At 59.3% G+C, this 16819-nt stretch carries 15 protein-coding genes; 8 read left to right on the top strand and 7 right to left on the bottom strand.

Features of this window, described 5'->3' with window-relative positions:
- Positions 1 to 834, bottom strand: an 834-nt coding sequence (gene yghU / locus A6723_RS30830; RefSeq protein WP_054908537.1) for a glutathione-dependent disulfide-bond oxidoreductase, incomplete at its 3' end; no start/stop codon positions are given.
- Between the two features lie 254 nt (positions 835 to 1088).
- On the opposite strand from yghU, the gene A6723_RS30825 reads away from it, so the two are divergent.
- The 7 genes from A6723_RS30825 (at position 1089) to A6723_RS30795 (ending at position 10066) form a co-directional block, all read left to right on the top strand.
- The gene (locus A6723_RS30825; protein WP_054908538.1) at positions 1089 to 2627 is read left to right on the top strand and encodes a sugar ABC transporter ATP-binding protein; all 1539 of its coding nucleotides are present in this window, start codon (positions 1089 to 1091) and stop codon (positions 2625 to 2627) included.
- Positions 2620 to 3642, top strand: a complete 1023-nt coding sequence (locus tag A6723_RS30820; RefSeq protein ID WP_054908539.1) for an ABC transporter permease — start codon at positions 2620 to 2622, stop codon at positions 3640 to 3642. Before A6723_RS30825 ends, A6723_RS30820 begins: the two co-directional genes overlap by 8 nt.
- 28 nt (positions 3643 to 3670) lie before the next feature.
- Positions 3671 to 4726 carry a substrate-binding domain-containing protein gene (locus A6723_RS30815; protein ID WP_054908540.1) on the top strand — a complete coding sequence of 352 codons (1056 nt, stop codon included), beginning with the start codon at positions 3671 to 3673 and terminating at the stop codon, positions 4724 to 4726.
- A 10-nt stretch (positions 4727 to 4736) separates the two neighbouring features.
- A complete protein-coding gene (locus tag A6723_RS30810; protein ID WP_054908541.1) occupies positions 4737 to 5420 on the top strand; it encodes a molybdopterin-dependent oxidoreductase in 684 nt (227 codons plus the stop codon).
- 369 nt (positions 5421 to 5789) lie between these two features.
- Positions 5790 to 8171 (top strand): TonB-dependent siderophore receptor, encoded by a 2382-nt coding sequence (locus tag A6723_RS30805; RefSeq protein ID WP_054908542.1) that lies wholly within the window; start codon positions 5790 to 5792, stop codon positions 8169 to 8171.
- 60 nt (positions 8172 to 8231) lie between these two features.
- Entirely contained in the window at positions 8232 to 9608 is a 1377-nt protein-coding gene (locus A6723_RS30800; protein WP_054908543.1) for an APC family permease, read from the top strand.
- Entirely contained in the window at positions 9608 to 10066 is a 459-nt protein-coding gene (locus A6723_RS30795; protein ID WP_054908544.1) for a DUF3574 domain-containing protein, read from the top strand. The genes A6723_RS30800 and A6723_RS30795 overlap by 1 nt, the downstream gene beginning before the upstream one ends.
- Here A6723_RS30795 and speE read toward each other — a convergent pair.
- Together speE and A6723_RS30785 are read right to left on the bottom strand one after the other, a co-directional pair.
- On the bottom strand, positions 10051 to 10917 hold the full coding sequence (gene speE / locus A6723_RS30790; RefSeq protein ID WP_054908545.1) for a polyamine aminopropyltransferase: 867 nt from the start codon (positions 10915 to 10917) through the stop codon (positions 10051 to 10053). The genes A6723_RS30795 and speE overlap by 16 nt on opposite strands.
- The gene (locus A6723_RS30785; protein WP_054908546.1) at positions 10917 to 11375 is read right to left on the bottom strand and encodes a DUF3574 domain-containing protein; all 459 of its coding nucleotides are present in this window, start codon (positions 11373 to 11375) and stop codon (positions 10917 to 10919) included. The genes speE and A6723_RS30785 overlap by 1 nt, the downstream gene beginning before the upstream one ends.
- 436 nt (positions 11376 to 11811) lie before the next feature.
- Here A6723_RS30785 and A6723_RS31560 point away from each other — a divergent pair, with 436 nt between their 5' ends.
- On the top strand, positions 11812 to 12327 hold the full coding sequence (locus tag A6723_RS31560; protein ID WP_054908547.1) for a hypothetical protein: 516 nt from the start codon (positions 11812 to 11814) through the stop codon (positions 12325 to 12327).
- A gap of 147 nt (positions 12328 to 12474) precedes the next feature.
- Here A6723_RS31560 and A6723_RS30775 read toward each other — a convergent pair whose 3' ends face one another.
- The 4 genes from A6723_RS30775 to A6723_RS31990 all read right to left on the bottom strand — a co-directional run.
- The gene (locus tag A6723_RS30775; protein WP_054908548.1) at positions 12475 to 12810 is read right to left on the bottom strand and encodes a hypothetical protein; all 336 of its coding nucleotides are present in this window, start codon (positions 12808 to 12810) and stop codon (positions 12475 to 12477) included.
- A 1041-nt stretch (positions 12811 to 13851) separates the two neighbouring features.
- Positions 13852 to 14391, bottom strand: coding sequence for a hypothetical protein (locus A6723_RS32000; protein WP_139093113.1), 540 nt, complete (start codon positions 14389 to 14391; stop codon positions 13852 to 13854).
- Between the two features lie 723 nt (positions 14392 to 15114).
- Positions 15115 to 15669: a hypothetical protein gene (locus tag A6723_RS31995; protein WP_139093112.1), complete on the bottom strand. Its 555-nt coding sequence runs from the start codon at positions 15667 to 15669 to the stop codon at positions 15115 to 15117.
- Positions 15666 to 16819, bottom strand: a 1154-nt coding sequence (locus A6723_RS31990; protein WP_218188788.1) for a hypothetical protein, incomplete at its 5' end; no start/stop codon positions are given. The genes A6723_RS31990 and A6723_RS31995, both read right to left, overlap by 4 nt.

The following is a 16819-nucleotide window of genomic DNA, read 5'->3' as shown; positions in this document are numbered from 1 at the left end:
GCGCGTGAAATCCTCAGCACTGTGCCGCTCCGGTAACGCATCATCGCCCCAGGTACGGTTCACTCGGCGCCCGCGCTGCACCGCCGGGCGCGCGGCGATTTCGTCGGTCCAGCGGCGCACGTGGGTGTAGCTTTCCACGTCGAGGAATTCGGCGGCTTCGTACACCTGGTTGTTCAGCAGCGCGCCGTACCAGGGCCAGATCGCCATGTCGGCGATGCTGTATTCATCGCCGGCGATGTAGCGGTTTTCGGCCAGCTGGCGGTCGAGCACGTCGAGCTGGCGCTTGACCTCCATGGCGTAGCGGTTGATCGGGTACTCGTACTTCTCCGGCGCGTAGGCGTAGAAGTGGCCGAAGCCGCCGCCGAGGAAGGGCGCGCTGCCCATCTGCCAGAACAGCCAGTTCAGCGTCTCGGTGCGCTTGGCCAGGTCCCTGGGCAGGAAGTGGCCGAACTTCTCCGCGAGGTAGACCAGGATCGAACCGGATTCGAAGATGCGCAGTTCCGGATCGACGCTGGTGTCCAGCAGGGCGGGGATCTTCGAGTTCGGGTTGATCTCGACGAAACCGCTGCCGAACTGGTCGCCGTCGCTGATCCTGATCGGCCAGGCGTCGTACTCGGCTTCGGTCACGCCCAGCTCCAGCAGTTCCTCGAGCAGGATGGTGACCTTCACGCCGTTGGGCGTGGCCAGCGAATACAGCTGCAGCGGGTGCTTGCCGCGCGGCAGCTGCTTGTCGTGGGTCGGGCCGGCGATGGGCCGGTTGATGCTGGCGAAGGCGCCGCCGTTGCTCTTTTCCCAGGTCCAGACGCGGGGGGGAGTGTAGGTATCGTTCGCCATCTCGAGTGCTCACCTTGTGGGTTGAATGCCTTGGATGCTACCCGCGCGGTCTGCGTCGCGTCAGCCGTTTTTCTCGGGCTGCTGTTGCTGGGCGAACAGTGCGCGCGCCTCGCTCGGGCGGTTGTTAGCATATGCATAAACGATATTAAAAATTAGTTGATGCATAGTTTGAGATTATAAAAGAATCGCCGCTCAGTCCAACGGCGAAGCTCTGAAATGACGCTCTCGCTCTTTCGCGTCCTATCGAGAGTCCCATGTCTGCCCAGCCCGCTTGCGCTGCATTCTTCCGCCTCGAAGGCGTCGGCAAGTCCTTTGCCGAGAACCGCGTGCTGGTCGACCTGGACCTGGAAATCCGCCCCGGCGAAGTGCTAGCCCTGCTCGGTGCCAATGGCGCGGGCAAGTCGACGCTGGTGAAGATTCTCGCCGGTTCCCACAGCCACGATGCCGGACACTTGCTGATCGATGGCAAGCCGGTTCGTTTCGCCTCGCCCCAGGACGCCCGCCGCCACGGCATAGTCGCGGTGCACCAGCAGGTGGAGCAGGGCGTGGTGCCCGGCCTGAGCGTCGCGGAGAATCTCCTGCTGGACGAACTCTGCGGCGCCACCGGCTCGTTCCTTTTCCGCCCAGACGAAGCGCTGAAGCGCGCCGCTGAAATTGCTGCCGCGCTGGAGCTGCGCCTGCCGCTGCAGGCACCCATCGAAACCCTGGGCACTGCCGAGCGGCAACTGGTGATCCTGTCCCGTGCGCTGGCGCTAAAGCCACGCCTGCTGATCCTCGACGAGCCCACGGCATCTCTGTCGACCCTCGAGGCCGAGCGTCTGTTCCATCTCATCGACCACCTGCGCGAACGCGGCGTGGCGATCCTCTACATCTCTCATCGGCTAACGGATTTGCAACGTGTGGCGGACCGCGCGCTGGTGCTGCGTGACGGGCGCCTGGTAGGCGAATTCGAGTCGCCGCTGGACCTCGCCGCGGCCGTCGAATCCATGCTCGGCGCCGCGCTGGGCGAGGTCCAATTGCAGCCTTTGCAGCGCGGCGCGAAGGTGCTGTCCCTGTGCGACTGGCAGCTTGAAGCGCACAGCGCAGTATTCGACCTGGACCTGCACGAAGGCGAAGTGGTCGCCCTGACCGGCCTGCTCGGCGCGGGCAAGAGCGAGATCGCCGAAGTGCTGTTCGGCTTGCGTCGGCAGCACGCTGGATCGATCCGCCTCGATGGCCGTGACTGGCAACCGCGTTCGCCACGGGAAGCCATCGCCGCCGGGGTGTTCTTCGCCGCCGAGGACCGCGCGCGCAACTCGCGGGTGCCGGGCTTCTCGGTGCGCGCCAGCATGACGTTGCCGTTCCTGCGCCGCTTCTCGCGCTGCGGTTTCATCGACCGCAACGCCGAGCGCGCCGAGGTGGCCGGGCAGATCGAAGCGCTCGGCATCAAGGGGCCGGGCCCGGAACATCCCCTGGAGCTGCTTTCCGGCGGCAACCAGCAGAAGGTCATTCTTGCCCGATGGCTGCTGGGGCAGGGCCGGGTGCTGATCCTCGACGAACCCTTCCAGGGCGTCGACGTGCGCGCCCGCCGTGACATTGGCCAACGTATCCGCGCCAGTGCCGCCGGCCGCGCCACGCTGGTGATCTGCAGCGACCCGGACGAAGCCCTGGAAATTGCCGACCGCATCCTTGTCGTGCGCGACGGCGCGGTGGTCGCCGAGCTGCCCCGGCAGGACCTGCAACGCAGCGAGATCGTCGCCCACCTGGCGCCAGCCCAATTCCACTCTTCACGCCAAGGAGCCGCGCGTGTCTAGAACTGCAGTGGGCAGCCCGGCGACGTCCTCCGTCGCACGCCTGCTCGACTTCCTCATCCACTACGCGCTGCTCCTGCTGCTGGCTGTGCTGGTGCTGGTATTCGCGCTGCTGGAGCCGGCTTTCCTGCGGGTCGGCAATCTGTTCCTGGTGTTGCAGTCGGTGTCCATCGTCGCGCTGCTCGCCCTGGGCGTGACCCTGAGCATGGCCGTGGGCGGGCTGGACCTGTCCATCGGTGCCGTCGCCGCACTGAGCCTGATGACTGCCAGCTACGTGATGGTGGTGCTGGACTGGGGGCCGCTGGCGGCAATCCTCATCAGCCTCGGCCTCGGCACCCTGGTCGGGTTGCTCAACGGCTGGCTGATCGTGCGCATGCGCGTGCCGGACATCCTCGCCACCCTGGGCAGCATGTTCCTGGTGGTCGGTGTGCAACTGATCCCCACCGGCGGCCGCTCCATCGCCGTCGGTATGACCCTGCCCAACGGCGACGAAGCGCCGGGCGCCTTCGCCAGCTGGTTCCTTGCTCTCGGCCGCGCACAGTTGTGGGACCGCGTGCCGGTGCCCGTGGTAGTGATGCTCGGCTGTGCGCTGCTGGTCTGGCTGTTCCTCGAACGTACCCGGCCGGGCCGGCTGTTCTACGCCATCGGCGGCAACGAGCAGGCCGCGCGCCTCGCCGGTGCACCGGTGGAGCGCTACAAGCTGCTCGCCTACGTGCTCTCGGCGCTGCTCGCGTCCCTGGGTGGGTTGCTCTTGGCAGCGCGACTCGGACGCGGCGATGTCAGCTCCGGCAACGGGCTGGTGCTCGATGCTCTTGGCGCCGCGCTGATCGGTTTCGCGGTGCTCGGCGCGCAGAAGCCCAATGCCTTCGGGACATTGGTGGGCGCGGTGTTGGTCGCGACCCTGCTCAACGGCCTGACCATGCTCAACGCGCCTTACTACGCCCAGGACTTCGTCAAGGGTGCGGTCCTCGTTTCGGCCTTGATGTTCACCTTCGGTCTGGCCCGGCGCGGGCGCTGATCACTTACCTTTTTCGGAGATTCAACGGATGAAGTTCACCCCCGCCAAGTCCCTGCGCGCGCTGCTCGCCGCCGGGCTGTTGTTGTCCGGCGCAGCGACCGCCGAAGCGGCTGGCCTGTCCGGCGCGCCGGCACCTTTCGACAAGGGCGGTGTGCAGATCGCGCTGGTCGGTTACCTGTTCTCCGGTGACTTCCCGGAAGCCTACCTGCGCGGCGTGGAGAAGCAGGCCAACGCGCTGGACGTGAAGTTGCGCGTGTTCGATGCCCGCCAGCAGGCGGCCACCCAGCGCGAGATGCTGGAGCAGGCCATCGACCTGGGCGTGGACGGCATCATCGTTCAGCTCGGCCTCGCCGAGACGCTCAAGGATTCCATCGACAAGGCGCTGGCCAAGGGCATCAAGGTGGTCACCTTCGACGTCGACGTGAACGACCCGCGCATCACCCGCGTCGAGCAGGACCACCGCGAGCTGGCGCGCCTGGCGCTCAAGCAGGTGCTGCAGGACAACGGCAAGGCCTTCGAGGCCGGCTACGTGTACATCGACGGTTTCACCCCCATGGAGCGCCGCGACGAAATCTGGCGCCAGGTGAAGGCCGAGAACCCCGGCATCGTCGAGAAGGCGCGCTTCGGTACGCTGAATGCGCCGATTGCCAACTCGGTGGCCGACCAGGCCAGCGCAGTGTTGCGCGCCAATCCTGGCATCAGCGTGTTCTTCGCGCCCTTCGACGAGTTCGCCAAGGGCGTGAAGATCGCCGTGGACGAAGCCGGCCTGGGCAAGCAGGTGAAGATCTATAGCGCCGACATTTCCACCGCCGACATCCAGATCATGAAGGAGGAGGGCAGCGCCTGGAGCGCCACCGCCGCGGTCAACCCGGAAGTAGCCGGGGCCATCAGTGTGCGCAGCCTGGCCCTGCGCATCGCCGGGGAAAATCCGGGCGAGCAGGTGCTGGTGCCACCGACCCTGATCACCCGCCAGCAACTGCTCGACCTGGACGTGAAGAACGTCCGCGACCTGGCGCGCAAGGTGCCGGCCTTCGGCGAGGCGCAGAAGGTCGCGCAGGCGCCGTGGATTCCGTTGGCAAACTGAGGGCTCGGGGATGCACGACAAGGCCAGGCGCCTGCAGAAGGCACGCTCGCCGGCGGGCGACCCGCGTTACGGCGAACGCTTGCCGCCGGGGCAGGTGCTGACCGAGCGCTTCCCGATTCTCCATGAAGGCGAGGTGCCGGAGTACGAGCGTGAAACCTGGCGCCTGCGGCTCAGCGGTGTGTTGTCTGGGCAAAATCCTGGGCCGCAATCGCTGGAGCTGAGCCTCGACGACCTGCTGGCGCTGCCGCAGCGCGAACTGGTCTGCGACATCCATTGCGTCACGCGCTGGTCGAAGTTCGACACCTCATGGCGAGGCGTGCATCTCGCCGACCTGCTCGATCATTACGGCGTGCGACCGACCGGGCAGTTCGTCGTGGCCCATGCCGACCACGACTACGAGACCAACCTGCCGCTGGCAGAACTGCTGCGTCCGGACAGCCTGCTCGCCACGCACTACGCCGGTGAACCGTTGACCCCGGTGCATGGCTGGCCGCTGCGCCTGGTGATCGCCGGGCGCTATTTCTGGAAGAGCGCGAAGTGGTTGCGCGAGCTGGAATTCAGCGACACCGACCGGCCCGGATTCTGGGAGCGCAACGGCTTCCACAATGAGGCTGACCCGTTCCGCGAGGAGCGATTCTCCGGCGCGGCGCTGGATATTCCCGAGGACGAATGGACGCGAAAAGCCTTCGACTGAAGGCATGCACTGTTGCCCTGGCAACACTGGCCGATGTTGCTTGGCGAACAGGGTAACTAGTTATAACCAAAGCATTTTTTATTCGTTTAAAAGCAATCTGCCACTAGCTAGGATGACGCCTTCCCCATCGGGTCAGGGATGACCCGCGATACCGAGAGCCGCGCCTTTTCGCTCATCACGAAGAGAGACCGGCCGTGACACCTGGAGCGTTTTCCCGAGCACTGTTTTCTCCACCCTGAGGGGAACAGTCGCTCGCGGTTTCCGGACTTCCGACACCAACCGCTCAAGTCAAAAGAACCCAAAAAGCGGAGTTCCGGACTCGCCGCCAACGGCGAGTGGCGCTCTTTAAGCGAGACAGGAGTATTTCGCGTGTTATCCCGTTCCCTTATTGCCGTTGCGGTGGCCTCGGTCATCGCCCAGGCCTCCGCGCATGCCGACGAAAGTTCGTCGACCCCCGAGGCCACCACCAAGCTGGAGACCGTGCTGGTCACCGGCGCCCGCGGAAACAACCGCACCCTGCTGGATTCCCCCGTACCGGTGGACGTGCTCACGGCGCAGGACCTGCAATCCACCGGCGCCGTCGGCGGCGAACTGGGCCAGGCCCTGGCGACGCTACTGCCGTCCTTCAACTTCCCGCGCCAGTCCAACTCCGGTGGCGCCGACCACGTGCGCGCCGCCCAGTTGCGCGGCATGAGCCCGGACCAGGTGCTGGTGCTGATCAACGGCAAGCGCCAGCACACCTCGGCGCTGGTCAACGACTCCTCGAAGATCGGCCGCGGCACCGCGCCGGTAGACTTCAACTCGATCCCCATCAGCGCCATCAAACGCATCGAAGTACTGCGCGACGGCGCCGGGGCGCAGTACGGCTCCGACGCTATCGCCGGGGTGATCAACATCATCCTCGACGATGCCCCCGAAGGCGGCGAGGTAACCACCAGCTACGGCGCTTACCACACCCACCAGGACGCCATCGGCAAGACCACCACCGACGGGCAGAACTCCTATACCGCGGCCAAGGCCGGCACCCGCCTGGGCGAAGACGGTTTCATCCGTGGCGGCGCCGAGTTCATCAACCGCGAGCCGACCAACCGCGCCGGCTACGATGGCTTCGCCGACACCCCCGGCCAGCGCAACTACGTGATGGGTGATGGCCTGGCACGTGACGTCAACGCCTGGTTCAACGGCGACCTCGCCCTGGGCGGCGGCAAGCTCTACTCCTTCGGCCTGTACAACGAGCGCCACACCACCGGCGCGGAGTTCTACCGCTACCCGGACGAACACCCGGAGATCTACCCCAACGGCTACCTGCCGCAGTCCCTGGGCGACAACACCGACCTGTCCGCAACAGTCGGCTACAAGGGCCTGATCGCCGAGACCTGGGATTACGACGCCAGCGTCACCCACGGCCGCAACCGCTTCGAATCCTCGACCCGACGCACCCTCAACGCATCGCTCGGCGAAGACACGCCGACCCGCTTCGACACCGGCGACTACGAGCTGCGCCAGAGCGTCGCCAACCTCGACCTCAGCCGCGAGCTGAGCCTTGCCGGGCGGCCGTTCGTGCTCGCGCTCGGTGGCGAGTACCGCTACGAAAACTACATCACCACCGCCGGCGACGAGGCCTCGTACTACGGCGTCGGGGCGGATGGGGCGGCGGGCCTGCGTCCCAGCGAAGAGTCGGACATCGACCGCAACGTCTTCGGCACCTACATCGACCTGTCGGGCGACCTCACCGACCAGTTCTTCGTCGACGCCGCTGCGCGCTGGGAGCGCTACGACGACGCCGGCAGCAAGCTTACCGGCAAGCTCAGCGGGCGCTACCAGTTGACCCCGGTGCTGGCCCTGCGCGGCGCGGCGTCCACCAACTTCCGCGCGCCATCGCTGGCCCAGGTCGGCTTCCAGAACACCACCAGCAACTTCGGCGACGGCGGCACGCTCACCGACATCCGCGTGCTCTCGGTGAACGACCCGATCGCCCGCGCGCTGGGCGCCGAGAAGCTCGACCCGGAGACCTCGAAGAACTTCAGCCTGGGCCTGACCGCGCAGCTCAACGAGCGCTTCGACCTGTCCTTCGACGTGTTCCGCATCGACGTCGACGACCGCATCACCCTGTCCCAGCGCATCGGCAGCGACGCCATGGAGCAGTTCATCCAGGACAACTTCGGCGTGGCCGGCGTGCATGACGTGAACTTCTTCACCAACGCCGCCGACACCCGCACCGATGGCGCCGAGCTGGTACTCAACTACCACCAGCCCTTCGTCGGCGGCCAGTTGGGCGTGACCACCGCATACACCTACAACCACACCAAGGTGCGCAGCACCAAGGCCACTCCGCAGCAGCTCTCCAACCTGGGTATCGGCGAGGACGCGCTGGTGGGCGTGGAGGAACGCAACACCCTGACCGACGCCGCGCCCAGGGATCGCTTCATCCTCACCACCACCTGGAGCGATGCGCAGTGGAACCTGCTCGGCCGGTTGACCCGGCAGGGCGAGACCACCCGCGTGTTCGACTTCGGCGATGGTTACCACCCGGAGCAGACCTACGGCGCGGTGTGGCAGCTGGATGCCGAGGTGGCCTACAAGTTCACCCCGCAGTTCAGCCTGGCGGTGGGCGGCAACAACCTCACCGACAACTACCCGGAACGCTCCGGCTCGGAGATCAACTACGGCGGCAACCTGCCGTACGACGTGCTCTCGCCGATCGGCTCCAACGGCGCGTACTACTACGCCCGCGCGAGCTATTCGTTCTGATCTGCGCTTTTGAAAATCCAGGGGCCGCATCGCGGCCCTTACTACTTCCGGAGCCGATTCATGGCTGACAACTTCGCCGCTGACAAGCCGGCCGGCCCGCGCCGGCACCTGGGCGCCGTCCACGCGCTGCTGCTGACGCTGGGCATGGTGATTACCAGCGACATCCTCAAGACCGCGCCCACCGTGGCGCTCAACGTCGGCCAGGAGCACTTCTACCTGGTGTGGATTCTCGGCGGCCTGCTGTCGATGGTCGGCGCCCTGTGCTACGTGGAGATGGCCTCGGCCTTTGCCCATCCGGGTGGCGACTACCACTTCCTCGAACGCGCCTACGGCCAGCGGGTGGGCTTCCTGTTCGCCTGGTCGCGCTTCGCCATCCTGCATACCGGCTGGATCGCGCTGATGGCCTTCCTCTTCGCCGATCACTTCAGCGCCTTGCTCGGCCTCGGCCAGTTGGGCAACGTACTGCTGGCCGGTGGATTGGTCGCCGCACTGGTGGCGCTGAACCTCATCGGCTGGCGGGTGAGCTTCGGCACCCAGGCCGGCCTGGTGGTGCTGGTCGCTGCCGGCTTCCTGGGGATCGTCGGCGCCGGCCTGTGGCTGGAGTGGCGCGGCTTCGTTCCATCACCCGTGGCGCCAGTGGAGCCGGAGCAGGTCGGTGTCGCCGGGTTCTCCGCCGCGCTGATCTACGTCTTCCTCGCCTTCGGTGGCTGGAGCGATGCGGCCACGCTGTCGGCAGAACTGCGCGACAACCGCCGGGGCATCTTCACTGCCATGCTCGGCGCGCTGGCGGCCCTGCTGCTGATCTATCTGGCGCTGAACTGGGCGTTCATTCGCGGGCTGGGTTTCGACGGCCTCGCCGCCAGCGGTGCGCCGGCGCTGGAACTGCTCGGGCTGGCCTTTGGCGCACCGGGTATCGGCCTGATCATGGCAGTGGTGGTGGTGTCCGCCGTCGCCAGCATCAACTCCACGCTGATCGTCGGCAGCCGCACCACCTACGCCGCCGCCAGCGATGTGCCGGCGCTGCGGGTGCTCGGCCGCTGGGACGTGCGCCACGGCGTACCGCGCGCCGCACTGCTGGCCGAGGGGCTGGTGGCGCTGCTGCTGATCGCGGTCGGCGGCTGGAGCGGCCACGGCTTCAACACCATGGTGGAGTACATGACACCGGTGTACTGGCTGTTCCTCAGCCTGAGCAGCGTGGCGCTGATCGTCCTGCGCCGCCGCCACCCGGAAGTGCCCCGGCCGATCCGCGTGCCGCTCTACCCATGGCTGCCGCTGGGCTTCCTCGCGGTGTGCCTGTACATGCTGTATTCCAGCGTCGCCTTTGTCGGTTGGGGCGCGCTGCTCGGTGTGGGTGTACTGGCGCTGGGCGCGGTGCTGCAACTGCTGCTGCGTTCGCGCACGGCGTCGTCTGCCAGCTGGCAGGAGGAGGGCGCCTGATGCGCAGGAAACGCTTGTGGCGCGATTGCGCCATCGTCGTGTTGCTGGCGGCGTTGATCGGCCTGTGGCTGAACGAGCCGGCAGCCAATAGCGCCAGCGGTGGCGAAGCCAGCGGCCGGCGCATGCTGCGCACCGAGCTGTACCTGGAGGCGGTGGAACTGTCGCAGTGGGAGGATTTCCTCGCCCGCGAGGTGACGCCGCGTTTCCCCGATGGCCTCAGCTGGCTCGACCTGCACGGCCAGTGGCGCGGCCCCAGTGGCGGGCCGGAGAAGTTGCCGTCGCGGATGCTGATCCTCATCCACGCCGACAACCCCTACACCCGCCAGGCGCTGGCGCAGATCGGCGCCGACTTCAAGCAGCGCTTCGGCACCGCGGTGCTGCAGGTCAGCAGCCCGGTGCGCGCCCGCGACCCGGACTGGACGCCGCAGCGCCTGGACAACCCTCAGCTGTCGCGCTGAAGCCCGGCCTCGATCAGGTCGAGCATGTAGCGCGGCAGGGCGAATGCCGCCTGGTGCACCTCGGGGGTGTAGTAGCGGGTCACCAGGCCGCTTTTCGCAAAGCGCTGGCGCAGGGTTTCCAGGTCGGTGCGGCGGACCTTCTCGCTGTTCGACGCCCAGCCGAAGGCCATGCTGCCGCCGATGTAGGTTGGCACCGCGGCATGGAAGAAACCCCAGTCGGCGAAGTTGTCGGCCAGCCGCCGCGCCGTGCCGCCCAGCTCTTCGGGCTGGAGGAAGGGCACGCCATTCTGCGTGGCAAGGATGCCGCTGGCGCCGAGGCGTTGCTGGCAGTTGCGGTAGAAGGCGTCGGTGAACAGGCTCGCCGCAGGGCCGCCCGGATCAGTCGAATCGCAGAGGATCAGGTCGAAACTCTCCCGGCTCTGCGCGAGGTATTCCAGGCCGTCGGCGTAGATCAATCGCAGGCGCGGGTCGTCCAGCGCACCGGCCGAGTGATTCGGCAGCAGCTCGCGGCACAGCTCGACCACCTGTGGGTCGATCTCCACCGCGACGATTTCCTCGATACCGGCATGCCGCACGATCTCCCGCAGGATGCCGCCATCGCCCACGCCGATCACCAGCACGCGGCGCACCGCGCCATGGGCGAGGATCGGCACATGGGCGAGCATCTCGTGGTAGACGAACTCGTCGGCCTCGGTGGTCTGCACCACGCCATCCAGCGTCAGCACGCGGCCGAAGAGTCGATTGCGGAATACCTGCACGGCCTGTTGGCCGGTGTTGCCCTGGTAGATCGGCTCATCGACGCTCAGCGCCTGCGCGTAACCCTCGTATAGCGTTTCGCGGAATTCGCTCATCAGAAGGACACCTGAGCCGGTTGCGACAGCCGCAGCACGGAAAGGTCGCCGGTGATGCGCTTCCACGCCAGGCGGATCGCCTCGATGTCCTGGCCGCGCGCCGCGCTGTCTTCATGCAGGATCACGATCACCTTGGTGCTCAAGCGCTCCGGCGCCGGCGCGCCATGGTCACGCCACTGGCCGTACGCGTCGTAGGCGGTGAAGCCGTCCGGGAAGCGCGGCGTCACTTCCTGATCGAGGAACTGCCGCCAGCGCTGCTCGCTTATCTTTTCCTTGCCGTCCTCCTGGCCCAGCGCGAAATACAACTCGGTGCGCAGCCACTGCGCCTGCGCCGGCCGCGTGGGGTCGCCCTGCAGTGTGGAGGTGGAAGGGTTGGTGGTATGGACGGAAGGAGCGGGCGGGGTGGCGCAGCCGAACAGCGCCAGGGCGAGGCTGGCGGCGAGCAGGTGGCGGAGCATGGGACTTCCTTGCGGTGATGAGAGTTGAACCAAACCGCCACTATAGAAGCTCGTCTGTTATTTCCTTAAATATTAAAAACGCATTCTCATATACCGGGATTCGAGACTCGTGAATTGCCATGGAAGCGCTCTAGGACGCGGATAGCCGCCCGAGGCGAAGTTTTTGCGAGCTGGTTAGATTCAATATTCACTACGGTTCTTTGCTAAGCACTGGATGGGATATCCATGTTGCCGAAATTCACTTCAAGGATTCTTTTAACGCCGTTGAAACGTCGCAATTGAAACCATGACGAACAACGCCGCCATCATCGAACCAGAACCGCGAGAAGGCACGCCAGAAACCTCCGTTTCCCCGCCATCTTGTCCCGTCGCCGCGCCTTTCTAGAATCGGCCCCATTCGCAGCACTTCATTCCAATCGATTCAGGGAGCTCCACCATGATGAACGCCATGCAGATGCCGATGAACACCAACGCCATGATGCCGATGATGGGCATGCCGATGATGATGGCGACCATGGAGTGCGAGATGCTCGACGACGGCATGATGTGCCGCATGAAGCCGGCCATGGGCATGGAAATGGCCATGTTCCGCAACAGCGCCGAGATGATGGCGATGATGATGAACTGCGGCATGCCGATGATGATGCACTGCGGCAACTTGATGATGATGTGCATGTCCCAATCCGCCATGGCCATGATGCCGATGATGGGCATGATGAACCCGATGATGCAGATGCCGATGATGGGCATGAACATGGGCATGCCCGCCATGAAGTGCATGATGGAGTGCTCCCTGCAGGGCGACATGATGCTGTGCAAGATGATGCCGATGCAGGGCATGAGCATGGACATGCTGAAGAACTGCTGCATGCTGATGAACAAAATGATGGACTGCGGCATGCCCATGATGATGAGCTGCAACGGCATGCCGATGATGTGCTGCACCTGCTAATTGCGGGGTGCGGAAATGAAAAGGCCCGGCGGGGGAACTTGCTGGGCCTTTTGTATTCTTGGGGGCTGAAAAAGGTGGACGCACTTTTGCCATAGGTACGGTTGGTGTTGGAGCAGGGTGCTAGTAAGCCAGTGTATTCCCAAGTTTCTATAGTTTTGTGTGGCAGAGCTTTGGGATGTTGTCTTCAAATATGGTGCTTGCGATTGTCTTTGTTTTTTTGTCTGCTCTGATGTTTATGAACTCGTCTCCACACTTGGATTGTGCTTCAGAGAAGGTTTTGGTTTTTTTGTCGTATAGAAATATCCTGTATATATTGTGCGTCCCCATTCCATCGTCGGAATGCCATATGGAAAAGTCTAGGATTTTGTCAAAATTATAATCAGCAATTTCGATGTTCAATGGTCTTTCGGTATCAAATGCTATTTTCTCTTTCAAGATATCGTCGTTAAGTATTTCAATTCCGTTGTTTTTGATTTTTATCATGGCTTTGCTACTGCTTGACGGGGAGAAGTCAATAGTCTCTGCTCTGGCGGGGGCGCAAATCAAAAAGGTAAGAATGGAAATTGCTAATAGATTTGGTTTTATTTTCATTCTGGTACTTGCATGTTTATTAGAGTGCGAAAGGGGTGGATATATTTTTCTGCTCTATATCCGATTGGTGAGAAAAGAGAGAGTGCGAAAAATAAACTAGTCCCCTTTCTTTGTTTTGTGCGAAAAGCAGAATATTTATTTTCTTCTCTAGAATTTCCATTTTTTCAGGGCTCGAATTTGAATATAAATTCGATAGTTATTCTTTGTCATTGAAATTTAATTGAATTTATAAACTCAATGACCATTGTTCGGAATTTTTCATCTAGCATCGGCGCAGGCTGCATGTTTTCAGTACTGCCAATCAAGACTATGTCATCGTGCAAAAGACAGAAACGCATTTGATCGTACTTGTTCTTGGATTTTGATCTATGAAGAACAAGAAATCCTGTCCAGTTACTATTAGTAATGCGCTCTATTGTATATTTTTTGTCCGAATCAAGTTCTTGAGTGAGTGTGAACTTTCCGTTAACAAATTCGGCTGGGCACTTTCGCTTGTTTGATTCAATTATTTCATTGTTTCCAAGTCCTGTTGCGAGCTTGTCTTCTTTAAGAAAGGGGAGGTTTTCTGCAGATTCACATATCAGCCCGAACCACCTCAGGTTTCTACGGCCTGGGTTTTTGAAACTCCAGTCATACCCTGAATAAGTTTCTGGCTGCCACAGGTAGGGTGTGAGTTTTGGGCTTATTGCTGGCGTGCTTTCATAAGCATAATACTTCGGTTTTTATGTCTCCGAGAGTTGCATCGGAAATGCATAGAGGAATTGGTGTGTGTTGTTCCTGTCATGGCTGAGTTGGCAGGTTTTTGATTTAAAAGGGTGGTTTAAAAGAGGTTGATTTGTTTTGTAATCTCAAGTGGCTCGGATATTTATGGTTGGATTGGGGGTGTAAGTCTGTCAGATTCTTATTTAGGTTGAGTGGGTTTTCATGGTGAGGTTATTTCAGGTTGTTTTCAAGGCTATTTATTTCCTGTATGTCCTCTTCATAGAAATCGCTGCATTTTATCAATGCTTTGATTGTCTTATTTTTTGTATTCAATAACGTTAGACAGACCAGAGTCTGTCCGTTTTCTTCATTTGCGCCTTTATATTCGATTGTTCTCATGTCAATTGGTTTCCAGTCTGGGTGCGCGATTTTTTTTCTCGCTGTTGATGAGGAGAGCGATGAGTTATTAGGTGTTGGTAGATTAAATAGCTCCGTATAGATTTTAGAGGATGATATTTTTCTTGTAATGAAATGCGGTTTGTCACCAATAATTAAAATTGTTGGGATGTTGTCTAAATTTGTTGCGTATGCGGATTTTTCGACGTTTCGTTGTGCCGTAATTATAGTTATTTCCTCTGTTTTTTTGCACTCCGTTTTGTAGTTTGATGGAAACACTCCTCTCGCATCGCAGTACTGGCTGTCATGGTCTGCCAGGGCTGAGTTGGATTGAAATGCGGTCGCCAGAAGCATGAATATATTAGATTTCTTCATTTGACATGTTCTAGGTTTTGGTAGGCCCTTGGGTTAATGTTTTTTGATAGGCTGTTTTGGTGATTGGGATTATTCAGAAAAATCAAAGCTCTTTAATATATTTTGGAGTCGGGCGACATCTTTGGGGTCTTTTGTAGAGATTTCTCCGTCGCCACAAAGTGCTTGATAGTTATGGATCATGCAGAAGTGGAATGTTAGTTTTTGGGCGTTATTTGTTACTAAGTAGCCGTAAGAATCTTTGGATTTTAAATTGTAAATATTTGATTTTTGGTCTTTGATTTTATGGCTAGAGGTATGCATTCCCCAGATTTTGTATTTATAATTGTAAATTACCTTGATGTCGTTGGTTTCATATCCATATTGAAGAGCTTCTCCGGCATTGACGCACGACCAGGATTTTATTATGGAATATTGCGCGAAGTAATCGGTGTCGGACTGTTTCTCGTTCTTTTTATCTGTGAACCTTACTTTACAATCTTTACTTGCTGATAGTGTATATTCCGCCTTTGATTCGCTAGATATTTCCCTGTACGGCCCTCCCGAAAACGGGGCGGCCTCTGTTTGCATTGAGATGAAGATAATTGTCAAAATATTTACTTTGGATCTTATCAATTAAATGGTCTCCGGCTAGTGTAGTCCTCCGGGAATGGAAGTGTCATACTTCCTATCCCCTTTCTGTTTCTATATCTCTGCAGTAGCAGGACGGGTTAAGCCGCAATATCATCACTTGTCATTCAGCCTTTTTACTTGCTTTTTAAGTATTCGACCGTTCTTATAGGTTTCGGTGTAGCTGAATGCGTTCCCGGTTGACGGTTCGCAATATGTTCCTTTGATAAGTGATAATTGAAGTTCTCCGTCACTTCGGTATTTGTACTGTTCTATCCATTTGTCGCAATTGCTTGACGAGAAACAAGTTCCAGAGACCATTCGCCTTGATTTATCTATTTGCAAGCAAGGCAGATTGCTTATTTTGTCATTTTTTACGTATTCATCTTTTGATTTGTCGTAAAGAAATACGGAGGAAAATTGAACCTGTCCTGATGGCGGATGTGAAACTATGATGTCTTGATAGCCATCAAAATTTACATCCTTGCATTCAATCTTGTCACCAGCAGATATGTCATGGCTTAGTTCGATATTTTTATTTCCGTCAATGGTGCATAATTTATTTATTTTGCACTCAATAACTTGATATTTTTTGTTTTTGGCCGTGCACTCCAATGCAAGTGCTGCTTGAGAGATGAGGAGTATTGAAAGTATTGTGGCTATGAATTTCATGGTATTTGCCTGCTTATAATTTCTGGGTTCATTGAGCCTCCATTTTCATCGGGAAATTGAGTCTCGGTTAATACAAGTAGGCAATTTGAAAACACCACTCTCCTTGGAATCAGCCCGTTTACCGTTCCGGTGCTGTTCGGATTTCCGGTGTTTACCCCTCGCGCAACAACTTCTAATTGCTGGCATGTATAATGTTCGGTGCTGCTTGGAGAGACTAGGCAGACTTTATTTGTGTAGTCGTAGTTCGTGCAGATATTCTGAAGAGTTTGTCTAACCAAGACAGGTGTGTTGTCTGCGAACCTGCTTAGGCATATCGCAAGGTTGGGGCCTTTTGCAGCGCTTACCCAGTAAAATCCTGCGCTTTCTGAAGCGTGGCTCAAATTGCTTTCTAGCTCTGATCTAAAAATTGGTGTTTGATGCCCTGTTCGGAACTCTGTATATAGCTTGTAGTTCCCTTCCCATGTCAACTGCATCATGCCTCTCCCATACCAGGGTGCATAGGAAAGGGTGGGGCCACCCCCTTCAGATGTTCTAGAAAGATATGTTGTTTCCTGGATGGAGTTGGCCAGGAAATAGCACATTCGCAGCTTGCTTGAGGATATGATGTACTTTCTAAATATCTTATTGGTAACTACCTTGAATCTATCTGCTCTGGATAGGGCGGTAGCCCAAACTATCTTTGACCTTGGGTAGATGGTTTGCCCCTGGCTTGCTGTCTGTTCAACTACGAATCTGGGGATGCATTGTGCTAGCTCTTGAGAATTTAACCATCCACATTTTCTGTAGATGTAAATGAACTTATTAGGAGGGAAATGCCAATGCTTACTTTCTATCCCCTCTAAACCAGCCTCCTCCCAAAACGCCAACGCCTGATGATGCTTCTCAAGCTTCAGGAAGTCCCCTTCCGGCATAGGACCGCCATCAGCGACCCGCTTCAGCCACCCATACCGAACTTCAAAGTCCTCCCGCGCCCATTCAGTGGGGAACTTGCAGATCAGGTGTTTTAGCTTGCGCTGATTCTCGGCATCCTCCAGCCGGGTGGTATTCAGTGATCGCTCCTCCATGTATTGCTCGGACAGGCGCTGCCGGTCGCCGTCATACATGCTGTCGTACTCCGGCGAGGTGGCAATGGTGGCGGCATCGGGTTGGC

It is taken from the genome of Pseudomonas sp. AU11447, assembly GCF_001672555.2.
Taxonomy (GTDB): domain Bacteria; phylum Pseudomonadota; class Gammaproteobacteria; order Pseudomonadales; family Pseudomonadaceae; genus Pseudomonas; species Pseudomonas nitroreducens.
Note: the sequence above shows the minus strand (reverse complement) of the source record. Positions and strands in the feature narration are given on the sequence as shown.